The organism is Burkholderia sp. 9775_39 (assembly GCF_015712225.1).
GTDB classification, from domain to species: Bacteria; Pseudomonadota; Gammaproteobacteria; order Burkholderiales; family Burkholderiaceae; genus Burkholderia; species Burkholderia cenocepacia.
On record NZ_JACCQC010000032.1, the window covers coordinates 25,972 to 51,397 of the forward strand.

The 25,426-nt window shown below is 67.3% G+C and carries 21 protein-coding genes; 11 read left to right on the plus strand and 10 right to left on the minus strand.

Going from position 1 to position 25,426, the window contains the following annotated elements:
- Positions 1–360 precede the first annotated feature (360 nt).
- The 8 genes from glnH (at position 361) to H0X90_RS30355 (ending at position 7,635) form a co-directional block, all read left to right on the plus strand.
- Positions 361–1,113, plus strand: a complete 753-nt coding sequence (gene glnH / locus H0X90_RS30320) for a glutamine ABC transporter substrate-binding protein GlnH (RefSeq protein WP_006486224.1) — start codon at positions 361–363, stop codon at positions 1,111–1,113.
- Positions 1,114–1,180: 67 nt separating this feature from the next.
- Positions 1,181–1,837 (plus strand): glutamine ABC transporter permease GlnP, encoded by a 657-nt coding sequence (glnP, locus tag H0X90_RS30325; RefSeq protein ID WP_006486241.1) that lies wholly within the window; start codon positions 1,181–1,183, stop codon positions 1,835–1,837.
- Entirely contained in the window at positions 1,834–2,562 is a 729-nt protein-coding gene (glnQ, locus tag H0X90_RS30330) for a glutamine ABC transporter ATP-binding protein GlnQ (protein ID WP_006486238.1), read from the plus strand. The genes glnP and glnQ overlap by 4 nt, the downstream gene beginning before the upstream one ends.
- 20 nt (positions 2,563–2,582) lie before the next feature.
- Positions 2,583–3,632, plus strand: a complete 1,050-nt coding sequence (locus tag H0X90_RS30335; protein WP_006486227.1) for a C45 family peptidase — start codon at positions 2,583–2,585, stop codon at positions 3,630–3,632.
- A 15-nt stretch (positions 3,633–3,647) separates the two neighbouring features.
- Positions 3,648–4,982: an aspartate aminotransferase family protein gene (locus H0X90_RS30340; protein ID WP_006486239.1), complete on the plus strand. Its 1,335-nt coding sequence runs from the start codon at positions 3,648–3,650 to the stop codon at positions 4,980–4,982.
- Between the two features lie 25 nt (positions 4,983–5,007).
- Complete coding sequence (locus tag H0X90_RS30345) at positions 5,008–5,562, plus strand: carboxymuconolactone decarboxylase family protein (protein ID WP_006486233.1); 555 nt, start codon at positions 5,008–5,010, stop codon at positions 5,560–5,562.
- A 207-nt stretch (positions 5,563–5,769) separates the two neighbouring features.
- Complete coding sequence (lpxO, locus tag H0X90_RS30350) at positions 5,770–6,669, plus strand: lipid A hydroxylase LpxO (protein ID WP_006486222.1); 900 nt, start codon at positions 5,770–5,772, stop codon at positions 6,667–6,669.
- Between the two features lie 168 nt (positions 6,670–6,837).
- Positions 6,838–7,635, plus strand: coding sequence for an extensin (locus H0X90_RS30355; protein WP_077021722.1), 798 nt, complete (start codon positions 6,838–6,840; stop codon positions 7,633–7,635).
- Between the two features lie 94 nt (positions 7,636–7,729).
- Here H0X90_RS30355 and ahpF read toward each other — a convergent pair whose 3' ends face one another.
- The 3 genes from ahpF to H0X90_RS30370 all read right to left on the minus strand — a co-directional run bounded on the left by ahpF (position 7,730) and on the right by H0X90_RS30370 (position 11,406).
- Positions 7,730–9,331 (minus strand): alkyl hydroperoxide reductase subunit F, encoded by a 1,602-nt coding sequence (gene ahpF, locus H0X90_RS30360; protein ID WP_077190713.1) that lies wholly within the window; start codon positions 9,329–9,331, stop codon positions 7,730–7,732.
- A gap of 118 nt (positions 9,332–9,449) precedes the next feature.
- Complete coding sequence (gene ahpC / locus H0X90_RS30365; protein WP_006488685.1) at positions 9,450–10,013, minus strand: alkyl hydroperoxide reductase subunit C; 564 nt, start codon at positions 10,011–10,013, stop codon at positions 9,450–9,452.
- A 496-nt stretch (positions 10,014–10,509) separates the two neighbouring features.
- A complete protein-coding gene (locus H0X90_RS30370) occupies positions 10,510–11,406 on the minus strand; it encodes a LysR substrate-binding domain-containing protein (RefSeq protein ID WP_006488686.1) in 897 nt (298 codons plus the stop codon).
- Between the two features lie 178 nt (positions 11,407–11,584).
- Between H0X90_RS30370 and H0X90_RS30375 the strand changes: the two genes are divergently transcribed.
- From H0X90_RS30375 to H0X90_RS30385, 3 genes are read left to right on the plus strand one after another with little or no spacing between them, the layout of a single operon-like run.
- Complete coding sequence (locus tag H0X90_RS30375) at positions 11,585–12,751, plus strand: branched-chain amino acid ABC transporter substrate-binding protein (RefSeq protein ID WP_077190712.1); 1,167 nt, start codon at positions 11,585–11,587, stop codon at positions 12,749–12,751.
- Positions 12,752–12,776: 25 nt separating this feature from the next.
- Positions 12,777–13,301 carry an L-2-amino-thiazoline-4-carboxylic acid hydrolase gene (locus tag H0X90_RS30380; RefSeq protein ID WP_006488690.1) on the plus strand — a complete coding sequence of 175 codons (525 nt, stop codon included), beginning with the start codon at positions 12,777–12,779 and terminating at the stop codon, positions 13,299–13,301.
- Positions 13,294–14,544 (plus strand): Zn-dependent hydrolase, encoded by a 1,251-nt coding sequence (locus H0X90_RS30385; protein WP_077190711.1) that lies wholly within the window; start codon positions 13,294–13,296, stop codon positions 14,542–14,544. Before H0X90_RS30380 ends, H0X90_RS30385 begins: the two co-directional genes overlap by 8 nt.
- 30 nt (positions 14,545–14,574) lie before the next feature.
- On the opposite strand, the gene H0X90_RS30390 is transcribed toward H0X90_RS30385, so the two are convergent.
- The 7 genes from H0X90_RS30390 to pgaA form a co-directional block, all read right to left on the minus strand.
- Complete coding sequence (locus H0X90_RS30390) at positions 14,575–15,411, minus strand: cytochrome c (protein ID WP_006488689.1); 837 nt, start codon at positions 15,409–15,411, stop codon at positions 14,575–14,577.
- Between the two features lie 279 nt (positions 15,412–15,690).
- A complete protein-coding gene (locus H0X90_RS30395; RefSeq protein ID WP_077190710.1) occupies positions 15,691–16,947 on the minus strand; it encodes a hypothetical protein in 1,257 nt (418 codons plus the stop codon).
- Positions 16,948–16,955: 8 nt separating this feature from the next.
- Positions 16,956–18,779 carry a glutamine--fructose-6-phosphate transaminase (isomerizing) gene (glmS, locus tag H0X90_RS30400; protein WP_006488683.1) on the minus strand — a complete coding sequence of 608 codons (1,824 nt, stop codon included), beginning with the start codon at positions 18,777–18,779 and terminating at the stop codon, positions 16,956–16,958.
- A gap of 118 nt (positions 18,780–18,897) precedes the next feature.
- Positions 18,898–19,386, minus strand: a complete 489-nt coding sequence (locus H0X90_RS30405; protein WP_006488692.1) for a hypothetical protein — start codon at positions 19,384–19,386, stop codon at positions 18,898–18,900.
- Positions 19,364–20,635 (minus strand): poly-beta-1,6-N-acetyl-D-glucosamine synthase, encoded by a 1,272-nt coding sequence (pgaC, locus tag H0X90_RS30410; RefSeq protein ID WP_006488682.1) that lies wholly within the window; start codon positions 20,633–20,635, stop codon positions 19,364–19,366. The genes H0X90_RS30405 and pgaC overlap by 23 nt, the downstream gene beginning before the upstream one ends.
- Complete coding sequence (pgaB, locus tag H0X90_RS30415; RefSeq protein ID WP_034178464.1) at positions 20,632–22,725, minus strand: poly-beta-1,6-N-acetyl-D-glucosamine N-deacetylase PgaB; 2,094 nt, start codon at positions 22,723–22,725, stop codon at positions 20,632–20,634. The genes pgaC and pgaB overlap by 4 nt, the downstream gene beginning before the upstream one ends.
- A gap of 17 nt (positions 22,726–22,742) precedes the next feature.
- On the minus strand, positions 22,743–25,376 hold the full coding sequence (gene pgaA, locus H0X90_RS30420; RefSeq protein ID WP_077190709.1) for a poly-beta-1,6 N-acetyl-D-glucosamine export porin PgaA: 2,634 nt from the start codon (positions 25,374–25,376) through the stop codon (positions 22,743–22,745).
- Positions 25,377–25,426 lie beyond the last annotated feature (50 nt).

A 25,426-nucleotide genomic window follows, 5' to 3' on the forward strand; every position in this document is an offset into this window, starting at 1 on the left:
CGGGCGTTTCGCCACCCGCATTGAGCCGAGCCGGCGGTTGCCGGCTCGGCGCGCACGGCCAGCGCGGCACGGCGCACCCCATCTTCTCTCCCCGTGCCGCCGCCCCTCGGCGCGGTGCGATCCGGTGGGGCGTTCTGCACCGCCGTCCTCCCGTTTTCCTCCGATCTATCCGCGCCGCGCGGCCCGGGTTTGTCTCGATGCATTTACCTGTTGCGGACTATTTTGTTGTCGTAGTATCGCCATTGACAACACGTGTTGCACTAAGGTCTAATTCGACATCGCATGTTGCGGTGCGGCTTGATGTCGTCGTTCCGCCGGCCTGTTGGCCGGCTACATCGCTCAATCATGCGGAGAGAAACCATGAGTCGCCGTTCCTTCCTGAAAGCCGTCGCGGTCGTCGCCGCGCTCGGCGCCAGCCTCGCGCACGCGGATACCAAGACGCTCGTCGTCGGGACCGATACGTCGTTCATGCCGTTCGAGTTCAAGCAGGGCGACAAGTACGTCGGCTTCGATCTCGACCTGTGGGCGGAGATCGCGAAGGACCAGGGCTGGAAATACACGATCCAGCCGATGGATTTCGCGGGTCTGATTCCGGCGCTGCAGACGCAGAACATCGACGTCGCGCTGTCCGGGATGACCATCAAGGAAGAGCGCAAGAAGGCGATCGACTTTTCCGCGCCGTATTACGACAGCGGGCTCGCCGCGATGGTGCAGGCCGGCAATACGTCGATCAAGTCGATCGACGACCTGAACGGCAAGGTGATCGCCGCGAAGACGGGCACCGCGACGATCGACTGGATCAAGGCGCACCTGAAGCCGAAGGAGGTCCGCCAGTTCCCGAACATCGACCAGGCCTATCTCGCACTGGAAGCCGGCCGCGTCGACGCGGCGATGCACGATACGCCGAACGTGCTGTTCTTCGTGAACAACGAAGGCAAGGGCAAGGTGCAGGTCGCCGGCCAGCCGGTCAGCGGCGACAAGTACGGGATCGGCTTCCCGAAGGGCAGCCCGCTCGTGCCGAAGGTCAATGCGTCGCTCGTGAAGATCAAGGCCGACGGCCGCTACGCGCAGATCTACAAGAAGTGGTTCGGCGCCGAGCCGCCGAAGATGTGAGCGTGACCACGCAGCATGGCGCGGCCGAACGGGCCGCGCCGGTCTTGAATCGAACGGGGAGCGACAAGTGAATTTCGATTGGTCGGCGATCTGGGCGGCGCTGCCGGACCTGATGGACGGGGTCCGGTTGACGGTGTTCATCGCATTTTTCGGGCTGGTGGGCGGCTTCGTCGTCGGAATGATCGCGGGGATGTTCCGCGCATACGGACCGAAGGCGATGAACGTGCTCGCACAGGTCTATATTGAATTGATCCGCGGCACGCCGATCGTCGTGCAGGTGATGTTCCTGTACTTCGCGTTGCCGTTGCTCGCGCATATCCGCATCGACGGCCTGACGGCCGCGATCATCGCGATCACGGTGAATTCCGGCGCGTATCTCGCGGAAGTGGTGCGCGGCGCGCTGCTGTCGATCCCGAAGGGGCTGACGGAAGCGGGGCTCGCGATGGGCCTGTCGATGCCGCGCGTGCTGCTCAAGGTGGTCGGGCCGCTCGCGTTCCGGCGGCTGATTCCGCCGCTCGGCAACCAGTGCATCGTGAGCCTGAAGGACACGTCGCTGTTCATCGTGATCGGCGTCGGCGAACTGACGCGCAAGGGGCAGGAAATCATCGCGGGCAATTTCCAGGCGGTCGAGATCTGGACGGCGGTGGCCGTCATCTATCTGCTGCTGACAGGCGCGATGACGCTGACGCTGCGGCTCGTCGAAAAGCGGATGAAAATCTTATGAGCATGATCGAATTCCAGAACGTGTCGAAGAGCTTCGGCCACGTGCCGGTGCTGAAGAACATCGACCTGAAGATCGACGCGGGCGAGGTGGTCGTCGTGGTCGGTCCGTCGGGCTCGGGCAAATCGACGATGTTGCGCTGTATCAACGCGCTGGAGAAAATCACCGGCGGCGAGCTGCTGGTCGACGGCCAGAGCGTGCGCGGCAACGCGACGACGATCCGCAACATCCGGCTCGAAGCGGGCATGGTGTTCCAGCAGTTCAACCTGTTCCCGCAAATGACCGCGCTCGAGAACGTGATGTTCGGGCCGATCCAGGTGCGCGGCGCGTCGCGCGCCGACGCGCGCGACCAGGCGATGGCGCTGCTCGACAAGGTCGGCCTCGAATCGCGCGCGAATCATTACCCGTCGGAGCTGTCGGGCGGCCAGCAGCAGCGAGTCGCGATCGCGCGGGCGCTCGCGATCCGGCCGCGGTTGATGCTGTTCGACGAGCCGACCTCGGCGCTCGATCCGGAGCTGCGCCACGAAGTGCTGAAAGTGATGCAGGATCTCGCGACCGAAGGGATGACGATGATCGTCGTCACGCACGAGATCGGCTTCGCGAAGCGGGTCGGCACGCGGCTGCTGTTCATGGATCAGGGCGGCATCGCCGAGGACGGCCATCCGGTCGACCTGATCGACCGGCCGCCGACGCCGCGCCTGAAGGAATTCCTGAAACACGTGTCCTGAACGAAACCGAAACTTCCGACATGCCGCTTTCCCTTTCTCCCGTCATCGCCGGCACGCCGTTCGACATCGGCGTGCGCCTGGGCGAGCTTGCCCGCCCGGTATTCGACGCGTACATGCAGCAGAGCAGCGCATGGCAGGCCGTGCGCCGCTGGCGCGGCCATCCGTTCGTCGACGCGTTGCGGCGGGCCGCGCTCGCCGCGTACCCCGACCTCGTCGCGGAGCTGGACGGGATCGCGGCAGGCATCGGCTGGCCGGCCGAGGACATCTTCCTGTGGAACTGCCGCGGCGAACTGATCCACAACGCGCCGGACGGCTGCACGACGCTTGCCGCGCGCGATGCGGACGGCACGCGCTGGATCGCGCACAACGAGGACGGCGATCCGTACCTGCGCGAACGGTGCCTGCTCGTCGACGTGCAGCCGGCCGGCAAGCCGGGCTTCGTCAGTTTCTACTACCCCGGCTCGCTGCCGGGCCATACGTTCGCCGCGAACCGCGCGGGCATCGCGCAAGCGATCAACAACCTGCGTATCCGCACGCCGGCGCCGGGCGTACCGCGCATGATCCTCGCGCGTGCGGTGCTCGACGCGACGTCGCTCGATGCGGCCGTCGACGTGCTGCGCCGGCACGCGCGCGCGAGCGGCTTTCATCACACGCTCGGGGCGACCGGCGATGCGCGATTGCTGAGCATCGAGGCGAGCGTCGCGCGCTGTTCGGTCATCGAGGTCGCGCGGCTCGCCGGCCATGCGAACCATCTCGTGCATCCCGGCTGCGACGCGCAAGCGCAGATCGTCACGCAGTCGTCGGCGGACCGCCAGCGTCGCGTCGACGCGTTGACGCCCGGCATCGACACGATCGACGAAGCCGCGCTGCTGCGCGTGCTCGGCGATCGCGCGCCTGAAGGATTGCCGATCTACCGCGACGATCCGGCCGATCCGGACGACGAGAACACGCTGGCGACGGCCGTGTTCGCGATCGGCGCGGCATCGATCGATTTCACCGTTCACCAACACGGCACGCAGCGCTTCGCGACGCGCATCGTGCCGTCCGGACGCGCTCACCGCGCATCCTGATCCATGAGGCCACGCATGACGACCGTTTTCCATCGCGCCCCGCGCGCCACCTTGCCCGTTGCCGTCGCAGGCGACGGCATCGAGATCATCGATTCGACCGGCAAACGCTATATCGACGCGTGCGGCGGCGCGGCCGTATCGTGTCTCGGCCACAGCAACCAGCGCGTGATCGACGCGATCAAGCGGCAGGCGCAGCAATTGCCGTACGCGCACACGTCGTTCTTCACGACCGACGTGGCCGAGGAACTGGCCGACCGGCTCGTCGACGGCGCGCCGGCCGGGCTCGATCACGTGTATTTCGTGTCGGGCGGCTCCGAGGCGATCGAAGCCGCGCTGAAGCTCGCGCGCCAGTATTTCGTCGAGAAGGGCGAGCCGCAGCGCCGTCATTTCATCGCCCGGCGCCAGAGCTATCACGGCAACACGCTCGGCGCGCTCGCGATCGGCGGCAACGCATGGCGACGCGAGCCGTTCCTGCCGCTGCTGATCGAGGCGCACCACGTGAGCCCGTGCTATGCGTACCGCGACCAGCAGGCCGGTGAAACCGACGAAGCGTATGCGCAGCGCCTCGCGGACGAGCTCGAACGGAAGATCGTCGAACTCGGCGCGGAAAACGTCGCGGCGTTCGTCGCGGAAACGGTGGTGGGCGCGACGGCCGGCGCCGTGCCGCCGGTGCGCACGTACCTGCAGAAGATTCGCGCGGTGTGCGACAAGTACGGCGTGCTGCTGATCCTCGACGAGATCATGTCGGGGATGGGGCGCACCGGTTACCGGTATGCCTGCGACGAAGACGGCGTCGCGCCCGATCTGCTGACGATCGCGAAAGGGCTCGGCGCGGGCTACCAGCCGATCGGGGCGACGCTGGTGAGCGACCGGATCTATCGCACGATCGTCGACGGCTCGGGCTTCTTCCAGCATGGTCACACGTACCTCGGCCATGCGACCGCCTGCGCGGCCGCGCTCGAAGTGCAGCGCGTGATCGCCGAGGACAAGCTGCTCGACAACGTGAAGGCGCGCGGCGAGCAGTTGCGTGCGTCGTTGCGCGAGCATTACGGCGCGCACCCGCACGTCGGCGACGTGCGTGGCCGCGGGCTGTTCGTCGGCGTCGAGCTCGTGCGCGATCGCGACACCAAGGCGACGTTCGCCCCCGCGCTGAAGCTGCACGCGGCGGTCAAGCGCGAGGCGATGCAGCGCGGGTTGATGGTGTATCCGATGGGTGGCACGATCGACGGCGTGCACGGTGATCACATCCTGATCGCGCCGCCGTTCGTGTGTACCGCGCAGCAGATCGATACGATCGTCGAGCGGCTGTCCGGTGCGATCGGCGCGGCGCTCGCGTCGGCCGGTGCATGAACCCCGATCTCAGCGAATCCTCACCATGACAGACAGACTGCCTCCTTTCGACCCCGCGTCGGCCACCGACGAACAGAAGGCCGTGCTCGCAGACATTCTCAGCGGCCCGCGCGGCAACCTGAACGGGCCGTTTCTCGGCTGGATCGCGAGCCCCGAGCTGGCCCAGCACGCGCAGAAGCTCGGCGCGTTCTGCCGCTATCGCACCGGGCTGCCGCTGCGCCTGTCGGAGCTCGCGATTCTCGTGACGGCCGCGCGCTGGCGCTCGCAGGCGGAGTGGCACATCCATCATCCGATCGCGCTCGAGGCCGGCGTGCCGGCCGCGACGGCCGACGCGATCCGGCTCGGCGTCGCGCCTGCCTTCGAATCGGACGACGACGCGCTGATCCATGCGTTCGCCACCGAGCTGTACGACACGCGCCGCGTGAGCGACGCGACGTTCGCGCGCGCGCAGGCGCGTTTCGGCCACGAGACCGTGGTGAACCTCGTCGCGCTGCTCGGCTACTACGCGCTCGTCGCGATGACGCTGAACACGTTCGGTATGCGCGCAGACGGACAAACTGATTTGCCGTTTCCGGAATAATCGCCGCCGGCGCGTGTGTCGGCGGCATGCCGCGCACGCGCCGGATGGCCCGAAAAGCGCGTATACGCGGGCTTTTCGGCGTTTCGGCGCGGATCGTTCCGGCATCTCGCCGCATCGTGACGACGCCCGCCGCGCGGCCTGCGCGTCAGTGCAAGAAATTTTTCCCGTACCTAGAATTCTGGCAAACAGCTTACGGGGGAAATATCGATGCGCTGGGTCCTGCTGATCGTGTTCATTGCGTGTGTCGTGTACACGCATCGGCGCGGCAAGGTTCGGCACGGGTTGTTCCGGCAACTCTCCGACCACTCGACCTTTACCGCGCCGCTGAACTGCTTTTCATACGCGTTCTCGTCGGTGCCGACCACCCCGTTTCTCGACACGGATCACTTTCCGGAGCTCGCGGTGCTGCAGCGCGAATGGCGCACGTTCCGCAGCGAAGCGCTCGCGTTGCGCGACGCGAGCCGGATCAAGGCATCGGGCGAGTACAACGACATCGGTTTCAATTCGTTCTTTCGCAACGGCTGGAAGCGTTTCTACCTGAAGTGGTACGACGCGCCGCATCCGTCCGCGCAGGCATTGTGTCCGCGCTCGGTCGAGATCCTGTCGCGGATTCCGTCGATCAAGGCCGCGATGTTCGCGCAGTTGCCGCCGGGCGGCAAGCTCGGGCTGCATCGCGATCCGTATGCGGGCTCGTTGCGCTACCACCTCGGGCTCGACACGCCGAACGACGACGCGTGCCGGATCGTCGTCGACGGCGAATCGTATGCATGGCGTGACGGCGAGGCCGTGATGTTCGACGAGACGTACCTGCACTGGGCCGAAAACCGCACCGCGAACGATCGCGTGATCCTGTTCTGCGACATCGAGCGCCCGATGAAATATCGCTGGGCGCAGCGCATCAACGATGCGTTCGGGCAACTGCTGATGCGCGCGGCCGCATCGCCGAACGAAACGGGCGATCGCACGGGCGGGCTCAATCGCGCGTTCCGGTACCTGTATGCGATTCGCCGCGCCGGCAAGCGGTTGAAGGCGTGGAATCGCACCGTGTACTACATCGTCAAGTGGCTGCTGTTCGGCGGGATCGCGGTCGCGATCTTCTGTATCTGACGGGCGAGGGCGGGCAATTTTTTCCCGTCTGACGATAGTGCGGCGCGGCATCGGACGGCCCCCGCCGGCCTGCGCCGACATCAATGCAACCAAATGTATTCATGCGGGATCAACGGACGTTGGCCGCGTATGATGGCTTGTTCACGTCGATATGATCGGTGAGCAAGCATGACGAGTACCCGTAAAACCATGATGATCGCCGGCGGGCTCCTGGTCGCCGCAGCCGGCACCGCGTACGTGATGCTCCTGCGCGCGGACCACCGTGCGATCGAGGACGCCGGCATCGGCGATTCGGCCGCGCCTGTTGCCGCGGCGCCCGCGGGCAACGACCACGCGGTGCAGGGCGCGATCGCGCCGCCGGCACCGGCTGTCGCGACGGCGCCGAAGCAGGCGGCTGCCGCACCGCCTCCCACCGCATCCACGCCCGCGCCGGCCGCCACTGCCCGCGTCGTCGCCCCGCCTGCAGCGGTTGCCGCGGTTCCGGTGGTCAGCGACAAGCCGCAACCGGTGACGAAGCCGGCTGCCCCGCCGCCGAAAGTCAACGTCGTGACGGTCGACGCTCAGGATTCGACCCCAGCGACGCCGCCGCCCACGCCGGCCGCCAAGCCCGCTCGGTCGGCTCAGTCCGCCGCACCCGCACAGGTCACGCAACGCGCGCCGCGCAAGCGCGATGGCCTCGAACGCCACGCCGCCGCCGCGCCGCCGGCCGCGACGAAATCCGAAACGCCGGAGACGGCGGCGCTCGTCAGGGAATCGGCGAAGCTCGACCCGTCGTTGCCGCCGCCGCCGATGTCGTCGATGCAGTCGATGCCGTCGGCGAGCACCGGTTCGTATCGGCAGGGCGGTTCGTCGTCCGGCGCGAATCCGGTAGCCGCCGCGATGACCGAGCAGCTCGTCAGGGAGTCGAGCCATTTCAAGACCACGACGCCCGTGCCGGCGAACGGCGGCCCGACCGCGACCAAGTAGCCGCGGGCGTCCTCGGCATAAAAAGGGCCCCGCACGCCGACCAAAGCATGCGGGGCCAAGAGAGACAAACTGTTTGCCGTCGGGCTGACGTCCGTCAGGCGGCGACCGCTTCTTCGACTCGCGGCTGCGCGGTGGCGGCCGGCGCCGCCACGTCCTGCCGGATCAGGTGGTCGAACGCGCCGAGCGACGCCTTCGCCCCTTCGCCGACCGCGATCACGATCTGCTTGAACGGCACCGTCGTCACGTCGCCGGCCGCGAACACGCCCGGCACCGACGTCGCGCCGCGTGCATCGACGACGATCTCGCCGTGCTTCGACAGTTCGACCGTGCCTTTCAGCCATTCGGTGTTCGGCACGAGGCCGATCTGCACGAACACGCCTTCGAGGTCGACGCGCTTCGTTTCACCGGAACGCAGATCCTTGTAGACGAGCCCGTTCAGCTTGCTGCCGTCGCCGGTCAGTTCGGTCGTCTGCGCTTGCGTGACGATCGTCACGTTCGGCAGGCTGCGCAGCTTGCGTTGCAGCACTTCGTCCGCGCGCAGCTGCGCGCCGTATTCGATCAGCGTGACTTCCTTCACGATGCCGGCGAGGTCGATCGCGGCCTCGACGCCCGAGTTGCCGCCGCCGACCACCGCGACCCGCTTGCCCTTGAACAGCGGGCCGTCGCAGTGCGGGCAGTACGCGACCCCGCGGTTGCGGTATTCGCGCTCGCCCGGCACGTTGATTTCGCGCCAGCGTGCGCCGGTCGCGAGGACGATCGTCTTCGCTTTCAGCACCGCGCCGTTCGCGAGACGGATCTGGTGCACGTCGCCCGGGATCAGCGCGTCGGCGCGTTGCACGTCCATGATGTCGACGTCGTACTGCTTGACGTGCTGCTCGAGTGCGGCGGCAAACTTCGGCCCTTCGGTTTCCTGCACCGACACGAAATTCTCGATCGCCATCGTGTCCAGCACCTGGCCGCCGAAACGCTCGGCGACGACACCCGTCGCGATGCCCTTGCGTGCGGAGTAGATCGCAGCAGCCGCGCCCGCCGGGCCGCCGCCGACGATCAGCGTGTCGAACACCGGCTTGTTTTCGAGCGACTTCGCCGCGCGTTCTCCGGCGCCCGTATCGAGCTTCGCGAGGATTTCCTTCACGCTGCTGCGGCCCTGGCCGAACGACGCGCCGTTCAGGAACATCGTCGGCACGGCCATGATCTGGCGCGACTCGACTTCATCCTGGAACAGTGCGCCGTCGATCGCGACGTGGCGGATGCGCGGGTTGATCAGCGACATCACGTTCAGCGCCTGCACGACTTCCGGGCAGTTCTGGCACGACAGCGAGAAAAACGTTTCGAATGCGTAGTCGCCGTCGAGCGCGCGAATCTGTTCGATCACGTCGTCGTCGAGCTTGATCGGATGGCCGCCCGTCTGCAGCAGCGCGAGCACGAGCGACGTGAATTCATGGCCCATCGGGATGCCGGCGAAACGGATGCCGGCCGGCTTGCCGGGCTCGCCGATCGAGAACGACGGCTTGCGCTCGGCGTCGTCGCGGCGTTCGGTCACGGTCACGCGATCCGTCAGCGACGCAATCTCGTTCAGCAGCGCCAGCAGTTCCTGCGATTTCGCGCTGTCGTCGAGCGAGGCGACGAGTTCGATCGGGCGCGTGATTTTTTCGAGGTACGCTTTGAGTTGGTTCTTGAGATTGGCGTCGAGCATGGCGTTTCGGATTCCGTATTGATTATGCTGGTCGGGCACGTCGTGCCGGAGGAGGGGGCGGGGCGCGCAGTGCGTGGCCCGCCGTCGCGCGCCTCGTGCGAGGCGCGCGGAGCGATCGTCAGATCTTGCCGATCAGGTCGAGCGACGGGGTCAGCGTTTCCGCACCCGGCGTCCACTTGGCCGGGCACACTTCACCCGGGTGCGCCGCGATGTACTGCGCCGCCTGGACCTTGCGCAGCAGTTCGCCTGCGTCGCGGCCGATGCCGTTGTCGTGGATTTCGCACAGCTTGATCTCGCCTTCCGGGTTGATCACGAACGTGCCGCGCAGCGCCATCCCTTCTTCCTCGATCAGCACGTCGAAGTTGCGCGACAGCGTGAGCGTCGGGTCGCCGATCATCGGGTACTTGATCTTGCCGATCGTGTCCGACGTGTCGTGCCATGCCTTGTGCGTGAAGTGCGTGTCGGTCGACACGCCGTAGATTTCGACACCCAGCTTCTGGAATTCCGCGTAACGGTCGGCGAGGTCGCCGAGTTCGGTCGGGCACACGAACGTGAAGTCGGCCGGGTAGAACACGACGACGGACCATTTGCCCTTGAAGTTCTCTTCCGAGACAGGCACGAAATCGCCGTTGTGGTAAGCGGTTGCCTTGAACGGCTTGATTTGGGTGTTGATGATCGGCATCTGGACAATTCCTTTTCTTCAGTGGTGAGTGGAGTGTTGCCAGTATCCGGGTTCACCCTGAGCTTGTGAAATTGCTTGTTTCAATCCGCGGCATCGGGATTTTCTATCTGCTTCCGGCCCTTGATTGGCGGGGGCCGAAGGCGATTCGGGCGGGGCAGAGGTTGTACATGCCTTCACCATTCCGAACGCAGGTCCTCCTGGCCGGCAATCTCGCGCCCCTTCCATAGACCGAACCCATTGTTGACAAGTGTGTGTCCGTGTCGCGTGATACAGCATCGATTGCGTCGCCGATGATTTCGGCGCGGGGTGGTCCCTGGCCCCTGCGATGATGCTCAACGCGGCATGCTGGTCATCCGACAGGTCGATCGGGATGGTGGGCATTGCAATCTCCCTGACTTGACGCAGCCATCATCGACATGCGGCCGCGTAAATGCAGGATCGCCGCCTGTCCGAAGCGAATGCCGATTCCCGGTTCGGCAGGCGGGGCACACCCCGCTCAAATCCCCGCCATCTCCCGCAACCATGCCGCCAGCCGCCGCGCCCCGTCCGGCATGTCCGCGTCCTCGCGCGTGCACAGGTAGTAGTCGCGTCCGTCGTCGAGCGCGTGATCGAACAGTTGCACGAGCTCGCCGTTCGCCAGTTCGCGCTGGACCAGCGGCGCGCGCAGCAGCGCGGCGCCGAGATCCGCGCGGGCGGCGCTCAGCGTGAGCTGGCCATCCTCGAACATCGGCCCCACCGCGTGCGACACGTGCCGCACGCCGGCGCCCTGCAGCCAGTTGACCCACGTGCTGCGATCCTCGTCATGCACGAGCGGCGCGCGGGCGAGATCGGCCGGCGTGCGGAACGGCCCGTGACGCTTCAGGAACGACGGGCTGCACATCGGCACCATCGCGCCCGGCAGCAGCCGCTCGCAGCGATAGCCGGGCCAGTCGCCGGTGCCGAAGCGGATCGACAGATCCGACGCATCGCTTCGGTAGTTGCGGTGATGCGCGTACAGCACCGTGACGTCGACGTCGGTGTTGTCGGCCAGGAACGCATGCAGCCGGGGAATGAACCAGCCGATGCCGAGCAGCGGAATCAGGCTGACGGTGATCTGGCGCAGCGACGAACGGTCGCGCACGAAGCGCGTCGCGCTGCGCAGCACCGAGAATGCCGCGCTGATCGACCGGTAGTAGTCGCGCCCTTCGTCGGTGAGCGCAAGCAGCCGGCCTTCGCGTACCGTCAGCGGCGTCTGGATGAACGCTTCGAGCAGTTGCAGCTGATGGCTGACCGCCGACGGCGTGATGTCGAGTTCGCCGGCCGCCGCGGTGACCGAACCGAGACGCGCGAATGCTTCGAACGCACGCACCGCGCGCAGCGGTGGATCGTGCGGCAATTGTTCGATATTTTTCATGTATCGAATTTTATCGAAAAGTCAGGGTAAGCGACAACACAAAAATATCCCGTATTTACAAAGATATACGCTAATGTGTGGAGAACGGCATAAGCATCCAACAATTGGATATTTGGGGTTTGAATGTCGAATATTTAATATTTTTCATGTTTTTGATCCGATTGACCGGTCCCCGCACATGAAAATCGCTTTCCTCCCCGCCAGCCTCGCCTTCTCGGCGGCCGCCCTGGTCGCCTCCGTTCCCGCGTTGGCGCAGTCCGCTCCGCAGACGGTCCTGATCGGTCTCGCCGCGCCGCTCACCGGCCCGTCCGCGCGGATCGGCAAGGACTTGCAGAACGGCGCGCAACTCGCGATCGACGACGCGAACGCGAAGCATCCGACCATCGGCGGCAAGCCGGTCGTCTACAAGCTCGTCGCGGCCGACGACCAGTCCGACCCGCGCACGGCCGTCGCGGTCGCGCAGCAACTCGTCGACCAGCACGTGATCGGCGTCGTCGGTCACTGGAACACGGGCTGCAGCGTGCCGGCGTCGCGCGTGTACCGCGATGCGGGCATTCCGCAGATCGCGCCGGCGTCCACCGGCCATCAATACACGCAGCAGGGCTACGCGACGGCGTTCCGCATCATGGGTCACGACGATGCGGGCGGCCATTTCACCGGTGAGTACGCGGTGAAGACGCTGAAGGCGAAGCGCATCGCGGTGATCGACGATCGCACGTCGTTCGGCGCGGGGCTGGCCGAGCAGTTCATCAAGGGCGTGCAGGCGAACGGCGGGACCATCGTCGATCGTCAGTACGTGAACGACAAGACGACCGATTTCAGCGGCGTGCTGACCGCGATCAAGGGCAAGCGCGCGGATCTCGTGTTCTTCGGCGGCCTCGACGCGCAAGCCGCGCCGATCGCGCGCCGGCTGCGCCAGCTCGGCGTGAACGCGCCGCTGCTCGGCGCGGGCGGCTTCGTGAGCCAGACCTTCCTGTCGCTCGCCGGCAAGGACGGCGACGGCGTGACGGCGCTCGAACCGGGCCTGTCGCTCGACCGGATGCCGGGCGGCAAGGCGTTCGACACGCAATACCAGGCCCGTTTTCATGCGCCGATCGAGCTGCATGCGCCGTTCGCGTACGACGCGGCCGCCACGCTGATCGCGGCCGCGCAGAAGGCCGGCACGACGCAGCCGGCGAAGCTGGTCGCGGCCGTTCGCGCGATCGACCGGCTCGGCGTGACGGGGCGCATCGCGTTCGACGCCGAAGGCAACCTGAAGGACCCGGCCTTCACGATCTACCAGGTGCGCGGCGGCAAGTGGGCCGTCGTCGACGTGCTCGGCGGCTCGCGCACCGCAGCCAAGTAACGACAAAACGACCAACACGATCTCCATGACCGAAGCGAACCAGACATCCGCCGCCGCCCCCGAGGACTCGCGCCTCGGGATCCTCGCGCGGCGCCGCATCGAAGCGGAAATCATCAAGCCGATCTACGAGATCATGAAGCGCGAGTTCGGCGCCGAGCGCGCGCAGGCCGTGATCGCGGAAGCCGTGCGCGGCGCGGCCGTCGACGCGGGCCGGACGTTCGCCGCGCAGGAGCCGGACGGCACGAGCGTGAAATCGTTCATCGCGCTGCAGGTGCTGTGGGAGAAGGACGATGCGCTCGACGTCGAGGTGCGGCGCGCGGACGACGCGCACTACGACTACGACGTGCATCGCTGCAGTTACGCGGAGATGTATCACGCGATGGGGCTCGGCGAGATCGGGCACCTGCTGAGCTGCGCGCGCGACAGCTATTTCATCCAGGGCTATGCGCCGGACATCGCGCTCACGCGCACGAGCACGATCATGCAGGGCGGCAAGCGCTGTGATTTCCGCTATGCGCTGCAACCCGCGCCGGAGAACGGCGATGCGTGACGCTCCCGCAAGCATGCCGCGCGTCGACGGCGACCGCCTGTGGGCGTCGCTCGAACGGATGGCGCAGATCGGCGCGACGCCGAAGGGCGGCGTGTGCCGTCTCGCGCTGACCGACCTCGACCGCGAGTCGCGCGACCTGTTCGTGCAGTGGGCGCGTGAAGCCGGTTGCACGGTGCGCGTCGATCGGATGGGCAACGTGTTCGCGCGCCGCGCCGGTCGCCGTCCCGACGCCGCACCGGTGATGACGGGCTCGCATGCCGATTCCCAGCCGACCGGCGGGCGTTACGACGGCATCTACGGCGTGCTCGGCGGGCTCGAAGTGGTGCGCGCGCTGAACGACGCGGGCATCGAGACCGAGCGTCCGGTCGACGTCGTGATCTGGACCAACGAGGAAGGCTCGCGCTTCGCGCCGGCGATGGTGTCGGCCGGCGTGTTCTCGGGCGTCTATACGCTCGAATACGGACTGTCGCGCACCGACGGCGCGGGCCGGACGATCGGCGAGGAGCTCGAACGGATCGGCTACGCGGGCGCGGAGCCGGTCGGCGGCTATCCGGTGCACGCGGCATATGAGCTGCACATCGAGCAGGGCGCGATTCTCGAACGGGCCGGCAAGACGATCGGCGTCGTGACGGCCGGGCAGGGGCAGCGCTGGTACGAGGTGACGCTCACCGGTGTCGACGCGCACGCGGGCACGACGCCGATGGCGTTCCGCCGCGACGCGCTGGTCGGCGCGGCGCGGATGATCTCGTTCGTCGAAGTGCTCGGCCGCCGCTACGCACCGGATGCGCGCGCAACGGTCGGCATGATCGAGGCGCGGCCGAATTCGCGCAACACGGTGCCGGGCGGCTGCTTTTTCACGGTGGAATTCCGGCATCCCGACGATGCGGTGCTCGACGAACTGGACGCGGCGTTGCGCGCGGAGCTCGCGCGCGTGGCCGACGAAACCGGCCTCGGCGCGCAGATCGAGCAGATCTTCACGTATGCACCGGTGCCGTTCGCGCCACGCTGCATCGACACGGTGCGCGACGCGGCGCGCTCGCTCGGGCTGTCGCACATGGACATCGTGTCCGGCGCGGGCCACGACGCATGCTATGTCGCGCGTGTCGCGCCGACCGGCATGATCTTCGTGCCGTGCGTCGACGGGCTGAGCCACAACGAGGCCGAAGCGATTACGCCCGAATGGGCGACGGCCGGCGCCGACGTGCTGTTGCGCGCGGTGCTGCAGAGCGCGCAGGAAGCGTAAGCGCGACGGGTGCGGCCGGGGTGGCCCGCGTTACTTCCCCGCGTTGCGCCGCGCCATGTACGCGAGATACGCGACGATCTGGTCGAGTTCGCGGTCGCTCAGCTGATCGGGCGGAAACGCCGGCATGCTGCGGCCCGGCCAGTCGCGCACCGACGCCGGGTTGCGGATGTAGCGACGCAGCGCGGCCGGCTGGAAGTAGTCGACCGGGTTCATCGGCGTGTTCAGGTCGGGGCCGGCGTGGCTGCTGCCCGCGCCGTCGATGCGGTGGCACGCGAGACATTGCGTGACGAACAGGTGCTGGCCCGCGCGGGCCGGATCGTTCGCGGGCAACGCGGCGTCGACGGCGAGCGACGGCCAGCGCGCGAGCGGCGACGATTCGATCGTGATGCGCACGATCTGGTACGGCCACTGCTCGCCGCGCACCGACGACGCGTCCGGCCCGAGCCATACGAGATAGAACGGCCCCGCGCTGACCTGCTTGCCGGGCAGTTTCGGCCACGGATGGGCCGGATCCTCGATCGCGAGCCACGGGATCGCGCCGGCCGGCGCGCGGCGGCGCACGAGATCGAGCGGCAGTTGCGCGGCGAAACCGTCGGCCGCGCGCGTTTCGAGCACCCCGTCGGCCGGCAGCGGCGTGTCGCCGAGCAGCGCGGCGAACGGCACGGCGCGGAACGTCATCGGCCGGCCGTACGCGATGTCGCGCGGCACGTGGATGTCGGTCGCGTCCGTACGGGCGAGCAGCGTCTGGCGGGTGACGGCGCGGGCCGTGCCGTCGGTGTCGAGTTCGAGCGTGGACTGGGCCGACGCGCGTTGCCCGAGCAGGCAAACCGTCAGCAGCACAAGCGAAAACCACTGGCGCTTCAGCATTCGTTCTCCGGGAAAGGGCGTTCCGGCGGCGGCAGGAGGCGGGACGCCGCGGCCGATGGAAGGAGTCGGGCGACAGTCTATCCGGTACGGGCGGCGCTGGCGAATTCGGCGCGGGAAACGCGCGGCGGCGATGATTGGACCAGCACGCGCCGGCGCCCGACTACCGGGCGCGTGACGGGGCGAGGGCGCGTCGTCGCGCGATCCGGACGGGGAAAACGACAGGCACGGTGGCGGCACGCGATCGGCCCGCGCCCGCGACATGGCGTGACGCGCCCGCCTTCAATGACTCGAACACGACACTTCGTTCTTCGGCATCGGCGTGTCGCGCGCCGGTTCGAAATCGGCTTCGCGCATCCCCGACGGCGTCAGTGACACGAAATGCATCGCCGTGCCGCGCGCCGGGAAACCGGCGACGCCGGTCGAGCCCCACGGAACGGGTGAGCGCTGCACGCCGCTCACCGCCATGTTCGCCGGCGCCAGCGCGAGCGTCAGCAGCCGCCCGTCGCGGGTCGGCACATACGCATGTGTGCCGGCGACGCCGATGCCCGATTCGCGCACCGACGCGGGCAGGCAATCGAGCGTCGCCGTGCGGCGGCCGTCCGGCGCGATCAGCATCGCGACGCCGCGATCGTCCGCGGTCGTCGTGACGACGATGAAACGGTCGATCTCCGGCACATAGGCGGCCGAATACACGTAATACTGGATCGCGTCGTTCAGCGAGCCGAGTTTTTCCAGCTTCGCGGTGACCGGATCGAACATCGCGTATTCGAGTGTCGCGTCCGTGCTGCCGTCGATGAACTTCTGCCACACGAGCAGCGCGTTGCGCGGCGAGCCCGCGATCACGGGCCACCACTCGCGGCGATGCGGCGCGACCGCGACGTGGTTCAGAACGCGCCCGGCCGCGTCGTAGGTTTTCAGGTACACGCCGTTGCCGCTGCCGAGGTTGTCGACACCGCCGCCGTTGACCCAGTCGGTCGAATAGAACACGACGAAGCGGTCGGCGACCGTCGCGACGTGCCCCGAATGACCGCCCGATTCGACGTCGTTCGGGTAGGGCTTGACCGGCTTCAGGTCGCGGCGGTAGATGCCGTAGCGCTGGCTGACTTCCTGCGACGTGTTCCAGCCGTCCTCGAACGTGACGAAGATGTCGCCGTGTGCATTCTGCGCGATCGACACGGGTTCCTGCGCCTCCGGGCGGCTGATGAACGTACGGACGTGCAGCACGCGCGGCTTGTCCGGCTGCCATTCGCCGACGTACACGTCATGCGGCCAGCTGCCGCTGCGCAGCGCACCGCGCGGCACGATGCCCGAGCTGCTGAAGAACACCCAGCGTTTGCCGTCGCCGGCGTCGGCCACGCCGATCCCGTGCATGAAGCGCCGCGGGTCGCCGGTGTCCTGCGGCGACGGGGCGCTCGGCACGGTGACCGTATGCACGGCCGGCGCGCCGGCAAAGGCAAACGGCGACACCGCGCCGACGCCGCATGCGCCGCCGAGCACGGCCGCGGCCAGCCGCATGACCGTCTGCGCCGGACGCATTCGCCGCTTCATTCGACGGTCACCGATTTCGCGAGGTTGCGCGGCTTGTCGACATCGGCGCCGCGCGTACAGCCGACGTGATAGGCGAGCAATTGCAGCGGGATCACGTTGACGATCGGCGACAGCAGGTCGCCCGATTCGCGTACGCGGATCAGGTGCGTGTCGCGGTCGGCGTCGATTTCGAGCTGATTGCCGGCCAGTACGTAGAGCCGCCCGCCGCGCGCGCGCACCTCGGCCATGTTGGATTTCAGCTTCTGGAACAGACGGTCGTCCGGCGCGATCGTGACGACCGGCATCGCGCTCGTGACGAGCGCGAGCGGCCCGTGCTTCAGTTCGCCGGCCGCATAGCCTTCCGCATGGATGTACGACACCTCCTTGAGCTTCAGCGCGCCTTCCATCGCGATCGGGAAATGGATGCCGCGGCCGAGGAACAGCGCGTTCTCGGTGCGGGCGAACTTCGCGGCCCAGCCCATGATCTGCGTTTCCAGCGCGAGCGCGTGGCCGATGCGATCCGGCAGCGCGCGCAACTGCTTCAGGTGCGTCGCGACCTGCGCGGCATCGAGCCGGCCGCGCAGCTGCGCGAGCGTCAGCGTCAGCACGAACAGCGCGACGAGCTGCGTGGTGAACGCCTTGGTCGATGCGACGCCGAGCTCGATGCCGGCCCGCGTCAGGAACCGCAGCGGCGCATTGCGCGCGATCGTGCTGGTCGCGACGTTGCAGATCGCCATCGACAGTTCCTGGCCCATCGCGCGCGCCTGCTCGATCGCGCCGATGGTGTCGGCTGTTTCGCCCGACTGCGAGATGCCGACGACGAGCGTGCGCGGATCGGCCACCGTGTCGCGGTAGCGGAATTCGCTGGCGATCTCGACCTGCGCGGGCACGCCGGCGATGCTTTCGAGCCAGTATTTCGCGGTCAGGCCCGCGTAGTAGCTGGTGCCGCAGCCGAGCAGCAGCACGCTTCTGACCCGCGACAGCAGCCCGCGCGTGGCTTCCGTCGCGTCGAACAGCGCCGGCGAGATCGTGTCGATGCCGTCGAGCGTGCTGTCGATCGCCTTCGGCTGCTCGAAGATCTCCTTCTGCATGAAGTGCTGATACGGCCCGAGCGCGGCGTCGTCCGCGCGCGCCTTCACTTCGCACAACGGGCGCCGCGCTTCCTGTCCGCCCGCATCGACCACGGCGATGCGCTCCGGCGTGATCAGCGCGACGTCGCCGTCCTCCAGGTACACGAAGCGGTCGGTCAGGTCGCCGAGCGCCGCGCAGTCGGACGCGAGGTAGTTCTGCTCGGCGCCGATGCCGATCACGAGCGGCGAGCCGGCGCGCGCGGCGACGAGGCGCTGCGGCTCGCGCGCGCCGAGCACCGCGATCGCGTACGCACCGTGCAGCCGTTTGACGGCGCGCACGACCGCGTCGAACAGGTCGTCGCGATAGAGGCTGTGGATCAGGTGCGCGATGACTTCGGTGTCGGTCTGCCCGCGAAACGTGTAGCCGCGCTCACGCAGCTCGGCGCGCAGCGTGTCGTGGTTCTCGATGATCCCGTTGTGCACGACCGCGATCGTGTCGCCCGACATGATCGGATGCGCGTTCATTTCCGACGGCGCGCCGTGCGTCGCCCAGCGCGTATGCGCGATGCAGGTCTGCGCTTCGAGACCGAGCGTCAGCACGCGATCCTGCAGGTCCGTCACGCGTCGCAGCGTGCGTTCGCTGCGCAGGCGCCCGTCACGCTGCACGGCGATGCCGCACGAATCGTAGCCGCGATATTCGAGCCGGCTCAGCGCATTGACCAGTTGCGGCACCTGATTGTTCAGGCCGCTTGCTCCGACGATTCCGCACATGATTCACCTCGTCTCCAGGAAGTTGCCGGCTGGCGCGCGACGCGCGGCAGCACGATGCCGGAAGCGGTGCCTCGTCGCGCGGCAGGCGTCGCGCGCGGCGCGGCACGTCTCCGGCGATTTATTCGCGGGGCTGCGGGCCGGCATGCGCGACCCATTCGATGCCCGAAATCGACCCGTTCGCGTCGTGCGACGCGACCAGAATGCGCGTGGTGCGCCGCGTGCCGCGCCGGCGCTCGCTTGCCAACGCGGTCGGCGGCACCGAGCGCACCTTCACGCTGGCCGAGCGCCGCAGCATCTTCGACACGCGCAACCGGTAGGCGAACGGATGCACGACGCGCCCCGCGATCAGCCACATGACGATCGTGCCGGCGATCAGCGCGATGCTGGTCACGTAGAACACGATCTGCTCGATCGGCATCTCGGCCTCGTTGAACGGCAACAGGTAACGGTACGTATAGATGCAGATCGATGCCCAGACGCCCCCGACCAGCGCGGGCCGCACGAGGCGGAACCATGCGACGAGCACGGGCCCGACGATGTTGCCGCGTTCGGCGATCATGTCGCGCGGGGCGCGCAGGGAAAGGTCAATAATCGGCGCGTTCTTCATGTTGAATGCCTCGGTCGGGACTGACCCATACGGCGCGCTTGCCACGGCCCCGCAGCACGACGGCGGGCAGGGCGATGACGGTGGTGATCATGCTGATCAGCCAGAACGCGACGGGGTACCAGATGGTGTCAAGGAAGTACATCAGGAGTTTTTCGTCGTAACGACGATCGATCATGCTGCCGATGATCAGCTGCAGGATGCAGGTCGCGACCAGCAGCATCCCGTGCCAGTGCGGCACCACGGACACATGCCAGTTCGGCGGAAGCGGGTAGACGACGTCGATCAGCGCGAGCAGCAGGATGAACGACATCGAGTACGCCCACGCGATGCCGATCAGGTATTCGGCGAACAGCGGCCACATCATCATCTGGGTCGGCCGCATCAGCGTGCCCGCGTACTTGAGCAGCACCTGGATGCCGCCCTTGGACCAGCGCAGCCGCTGCCGGTAGAGCCCCTTGATCGTCTCCGGCATCAGGATCCAGCTGAGCGCGTGCGGCTCGTACACGACGCGCCAGTCGCGGCACTGCAGCTTCCAGCTGATGTCGATGTCCTCGGTGAGCATGTCCGAGCTCCAGTAGCCGACATCGGCGAGCGCGGTCTTGCGGAACATCGTGATCACGCCCGACACCGTGAAGATGCGGCCGTACACCTGCTGCGTGCGCTTGATCAGCCCGACGATCGACGAGAATTCACCGACCTGCATGCGGCCGAGCAGCGACGTGCGCGTGCGGATGCGCGGGTTGCCGGTCACCGCGCCCACGCCCGGATCGGTCAGGAAATGCTCGAGCATCCAGCCGATCGCATCGTGCGCGAGCAGCGCGTCGCCGTCGATGCACAGCAGGTATTCCGCGTTCGACACGGCCGCCGCGGTCGTGAGCCCGACCGCCTTGCCTTCGTTGCGCGCGTGATGGATCACGAGCAGCCGCGGAATCTCGACGGCCAGCTCGTTGAGGATCTCGCCGGTGCGGTCCTTGCTGCCGTCGTTGACCGCGATGATGTCGTAGTTCGGATACTGCATCCCGTTCAGGTGGCCGATCACGCTGCGCGCGTTCGCGGCTTCGTTGAAGCAGGGCACGACGATCGAGACTTTCGGGATGCCGCTCGACGCGATCGTGCGCGTCGACAGCTCGCGGCCTTCCTCGAGCAGGAAGTAGTGCACGACGCCGCCGATCATCCACAGATACGACATGAAGAACGGATAGTAGAAGACGAAATCCTGCAGGCGCTGGATCAGGCTGTGGGTGGTCATGGCGTCTTGGTTCCGTGCGACTGCTGCATCTGCATCAGCGCGTTGATCGAGGTGGGGTCGAGGCGCGACTTCAGCGACATCACGTCGCGCATCGCGTCGAGCTCAGGCTGGCCGTTCAGGAAGTTGTCGGGGTAGTAGCCGAAATTCACGGCGCCCTCGCTGCGCAGCCGCCGCATCTGCGCGAGCAGCGTGCCGGCCGGCACCGCCTTCTGCCCGTGCCAGTCGTACGCCTGCAGTTCGAACACGGTGCGCTGCAGCCCGCGCTGCTTCGTGCGTACCGCCTTCACGAGCTGGTCGAGCCAGCCGTCGGGGTCCTTCGCCTGTTCCATGTACGGCATCGCCATCAGCGCGACGTAGTCGTAGGCGGCGAGGAAATCGTCGTAGTTCTGCGCGAACCACGCTTCCGATTCGGGCTTGAGCACCGGCATCGCGAAGATGTTGCGCGCGGTCAGCACGTCGCCGACGTTCTGGTGCGCCAGCACGATCTGCTCGAGCTGCCGGGTCATGTCGATCAGGTAGCGCGTCTTCTGGTGCGTCCAGCGCTTCATCAGGTCGGGGTTCTCGCGGATCTTGCCGATGTCGGCCGGCAGCCCCCATTGCGAATAGGTGCGCAGCGCATGCCGGCCCCCATCCTCGTAGTCGTCGAGCACCGCGTCGTCGCTGAACAGGATGCCGCTGAACGACGCGTGCTTGCTGAGATCCTCGTAGATCTGCTGGATCATCAGCCGCGCATCGGGATCGAACGGGCTCAGCCGGAACACGCGCGTGCCGTTCTCGCGGGCCGGCGCGCCGCCGAATGCGCTGACGGCTTCGAGCGAGCGGAGCTTGTCGGCCGGCGGCCGGAACGCGAGCACCGGCATCCACGCGTACACCTGCACGTTGGCGCGCGTGTTGAGCTGCCACGCGGCACGCGAGAACAGGTCGGAACGCATCGGCAGGTGCCGGTTCGGGAAATACACCGCTTCGGCCACGCCCGTGCCCTTCGGGTCCGCATACGCCTGCAGGTACACCGATTTCGGCTGCATCCGGTAGATGCGCTCGATCAGCTTGCCGAGATTCGCTTCCTGTCGCGCGGGATCGGGGTCGTAGACCTGGTCGAGATCGACCTGCACGGTGCGCTCGGGCACGTCGACGTCGCCGCGGTTGGACGCCGGCTCGCGCATCGAGCGCTCGAACCCGCCGATATCGACGTCGTACATCATCAGGATCCGTCTCAGCCGGTCCAGCGGCACGTCCGGCGTATTCGGGCCGGCGTCGAGGCTGAACTGGATGTCCATGCCGAGCGACGTCGAGATCTGGCGCACCGGCTGGTTTTCCGCGCCGTACGGCCACACCATCGAGCGTGCGACGAGGCCGGTGCGCTCGCGGATCTGCCGCACGCACGTCTGCAGGTCGTCGTGCACGCGGGCGTGGAATTCGGCGTCGGTTTCATAGCGTTTCTGGTCTTGCAGGTAGAGATGCGACGTGGTCGCCGGCAACTCGTTGCCTTGCGGATTCGCGATCGCACCGTGGTGGAGATTGTGGGTGTGGCAGCCGAGCTCGACGAATTCCGACTGCCCGAGCTTCTTCACCTCGTCCCACGACAGGAAGTAGTCGCGCGGTACCTGCACCTTGTCGCTGATGCGGATCGGCGTATCCGCCGGTGTATCGATCCACGCGGTGACGAGGCCCATCACGGCCGGATACTTGAAGCGCTCGAGCAGCGGCAGCACCTTCGTGTAGTGGCTGCGAAAGCCGTCGTCGAACGTGAGCAGCACCGAGCGCGGCGGCAGCGGCTTGCCGCCGTGCCGCGATTCCTCGATCTGCTTGACCGTGATGGTGTGGTAGTTGTTGGTCTGCAGCCACGAGAAGATCGCGGTGAGCGTGCCGGTATCGACCGCGAACGGATCGATGATCGCCGTCGGCGACGAAAACGACGCCATCAGGTTGTCGCGCACGTCGTGCATGCAGATCACGCGGAACGTCTTGCCGTCGGCCGGATCGGACGGCGGCAGCAGGTCGATCATCTTGGCGTTGGTCACGCCCGGGAACAGCGAACAGGCGGCAAACGTGCCGAGGCATCCGCACATGAAGGTCCGTCTGGATTGCAGCATTGCCGATCTCCTTGCTAAAACGGCAGGTTGAGCGACAGGAAGCCGGTTTCGGAGCGCTCGCGCTGGCCGTCGTATGCGTGGCTGCTGACCTCGACGCCGTAGCTCAGCGTGATGTCGTGCTTGAACGTCCACGCGTGCTCGAGACGCGCGCTCCACAGCGGGCTGGTGCCGAAGCCGCGCTCGTTGTACACGCCGCCCGACACCGACACGCGCTGCTGCAGCCCCGTGTCGCCTTTCTTCCACAGCGTCAGCTGATGCATGACGGTCGCCGCGGCCGCGTAGTCGCGACCGGGGCTGAAGTAGGGCGCGTCATGGCGCGTGTTGCTGTCGGTGCCGAGATTCAGCGAGACGTTGACGAGCTGGTTCGCGGACGTATACACGCGCTGCGTGGCGGTCGCCGCGATTTCCTGGTGCAGGTTCGAATCGCTGTAGCGGCTCACGCCGTAGCTCAGCTTGACTTCGCGCCGGTCGTTCTGGCGATACACGACCTCGACGTTCGCGGAGCGGCCCCAGATGTGCGCGGCATACGCTTTCCACGGCAGCGAGTTGTCGTTGGTGTCGAGCCCCGCGCTGACCGTCCAGTAGTCGTTCAGTGCGTACGCGATCGTCCCGCGGCCGCCGGTTCGGCCGTCTCCGCCGAGCGAGCGCGTGACCTCGCCCAGCACGGTGAGCGGCCCGTGCCGGTAGTCGCCGCCGATGCCCGTGCGTGTGCGGCTGACGCTGCCGCCGTCGGTTTGCGCATGGCCGTAGAACGTATGCGCGAAGACCCGCCAGTTGTCGCCGAACGGTTGCGAGTAGATGTAGCTGTCCGACGTGAAGCTGTTGTCGGCCAGCGCGCTGTTGCCGTGCTCGAAGCTCAGGTCGGTCGTGAACACCGGGCTGCGGTATGCCTTGTAGTCGCGCTTGAAGCCGCGCACGGCGCCGCTGTCCGGGAACGTGTTGCCCAGCGTCTGGTCGACGGTCTTCGCGGTCGCGTAGTCATCCGCCGTGAGCGATGCGCGGCCGAGGCCCGCGAGCATCTCGACGCTGTCCGGGTGATCGGTCAGCGACGCGCGATACATCGAGATCGCCTGGCGTGGATGCGATTGGCCCGACACCGCATCGGCGTGCGCGGCGCGGATCTCCGCGTTGAACGGCACCTCTTTCTCGAGCTGTTCGAGGGCGGCGATCCCCTGGTCGGCGTGACCCGTGAAGATCAGGTATTGCGCGCGCAACCGGTAGTAACGCAGATAGTCGCTTTCTCCGGGACCGACGTTGGTCACCTGCTTGGCGGGCGGCAGCGACTTCTCCATGTCGTCGAGCACCTGCTTCGCTTCCGGCGCGCGTGCCTGGTCGACGTACGACCAGAACAGCCCTTCGCGCAGCTCGATCGGCTGCGTGCGGGCGCCATACTGGAAGCCGCGCGTCGCGCGATCGGTCGGCGATGCGGTGGCCTGCTTCAGCGCACGCGCGTACACGGCGTTCGCCTTGGCCGGCTCGCCCAGGTACAGGTACGCGTCGCCGACGGCCGCCAGTGCGTCGATCGAGATTTCCGCGTTGGACGGAATCGTCTCGAACGTCGCGACGGCCGTCTTCATGTCGCCGCGTGCCGCAAGGGCGACGACCCGGTCGCCCGCGAGCGCGGTGCGGACCGGCGTGTACTCGGGCGTGGGCGGTATCCGCTTGTCGAGGTCGTCCGCCGCACGCAGGGCGCTGTCGATTCCGTCGAAGCGGTCCGAACTCGTCATCGAGCGCGACTTGTCGCGTCCGCCGCGCACTTGCTGGCGAATCGACAGTTCTTCCAGTTGCGCGATATCGACGGCGGAGAACGCATCGGGCCGGGCCTTCGCTTCGTCGAGCGCCTTGACCGCGCCGCCGCTTGCCGCGAGGCCGAACACGTCGTTGCGCACCGTCGCGACGTCGGCGGTGCGGAGATTCGGCGCCTGCGCATTCGGCGCTTCGACGTCCGGGCCTTGCGACCGCTGGATCGGCTCGCCGGGGAGCTGCGCGCCGGGCGACTGCGAATTCGGTTGCCGGGACGACGGCGGTTCGGCGCCGGACGGCTGGGTCATGGGCGCGGGCGAATTCGGCATCGGCGTGCCGGATGCCTGCGCGGTGAGCGTCGGCGTAGCGGCTGTGGTCGGTGTAGCCGGCGGTGCGGTGGTCGTGGCCTGGGCGCGCTGCCGCGGTGCCTCGGACGTTTGCGTGCGTGGCCGCGGCGTATCCGGCGGCGTGTCGAATGCCTGCGCCAGCAGCATCGGCGCATTCGACACTTGCGCCGCTGGCGCAGGTGCATTCGTCGATGGCGCGGCCGGCTGCGGCGCATCCGGGTCCACCACGACCGTGGTCGGCATCGCCGGGTTCGGCGCCTGCGCGATCTGCATCGATGCGTCCGACGCTTGCGCGATCGGCGTTGGTGCAAGCGGCGGCTGCGTGCCCGAACCCGGCGCGGCCTGCGTCGACGCGCCCGGGGGCTGCAGGTCGGGCGGCAACGCATCAGGCGCGCCGCGGGACCCGGCGATTTCGCTCGCGCTGCCCGGTTCCGCGTCTCCTTCGGCGGCAAGACACGGGCCGGACGCGACGAGCAGGCACAGCAACGGCGCATGCAGGAGGATCCGCCGGTTCGGCGGAGCGACGGTGGTGCATTGTTGTTGACGATTGTTGGCCACGGTGTGTCCTCACTTTGAAACGATCACATCGGTTGCACGCCCGACGGCGC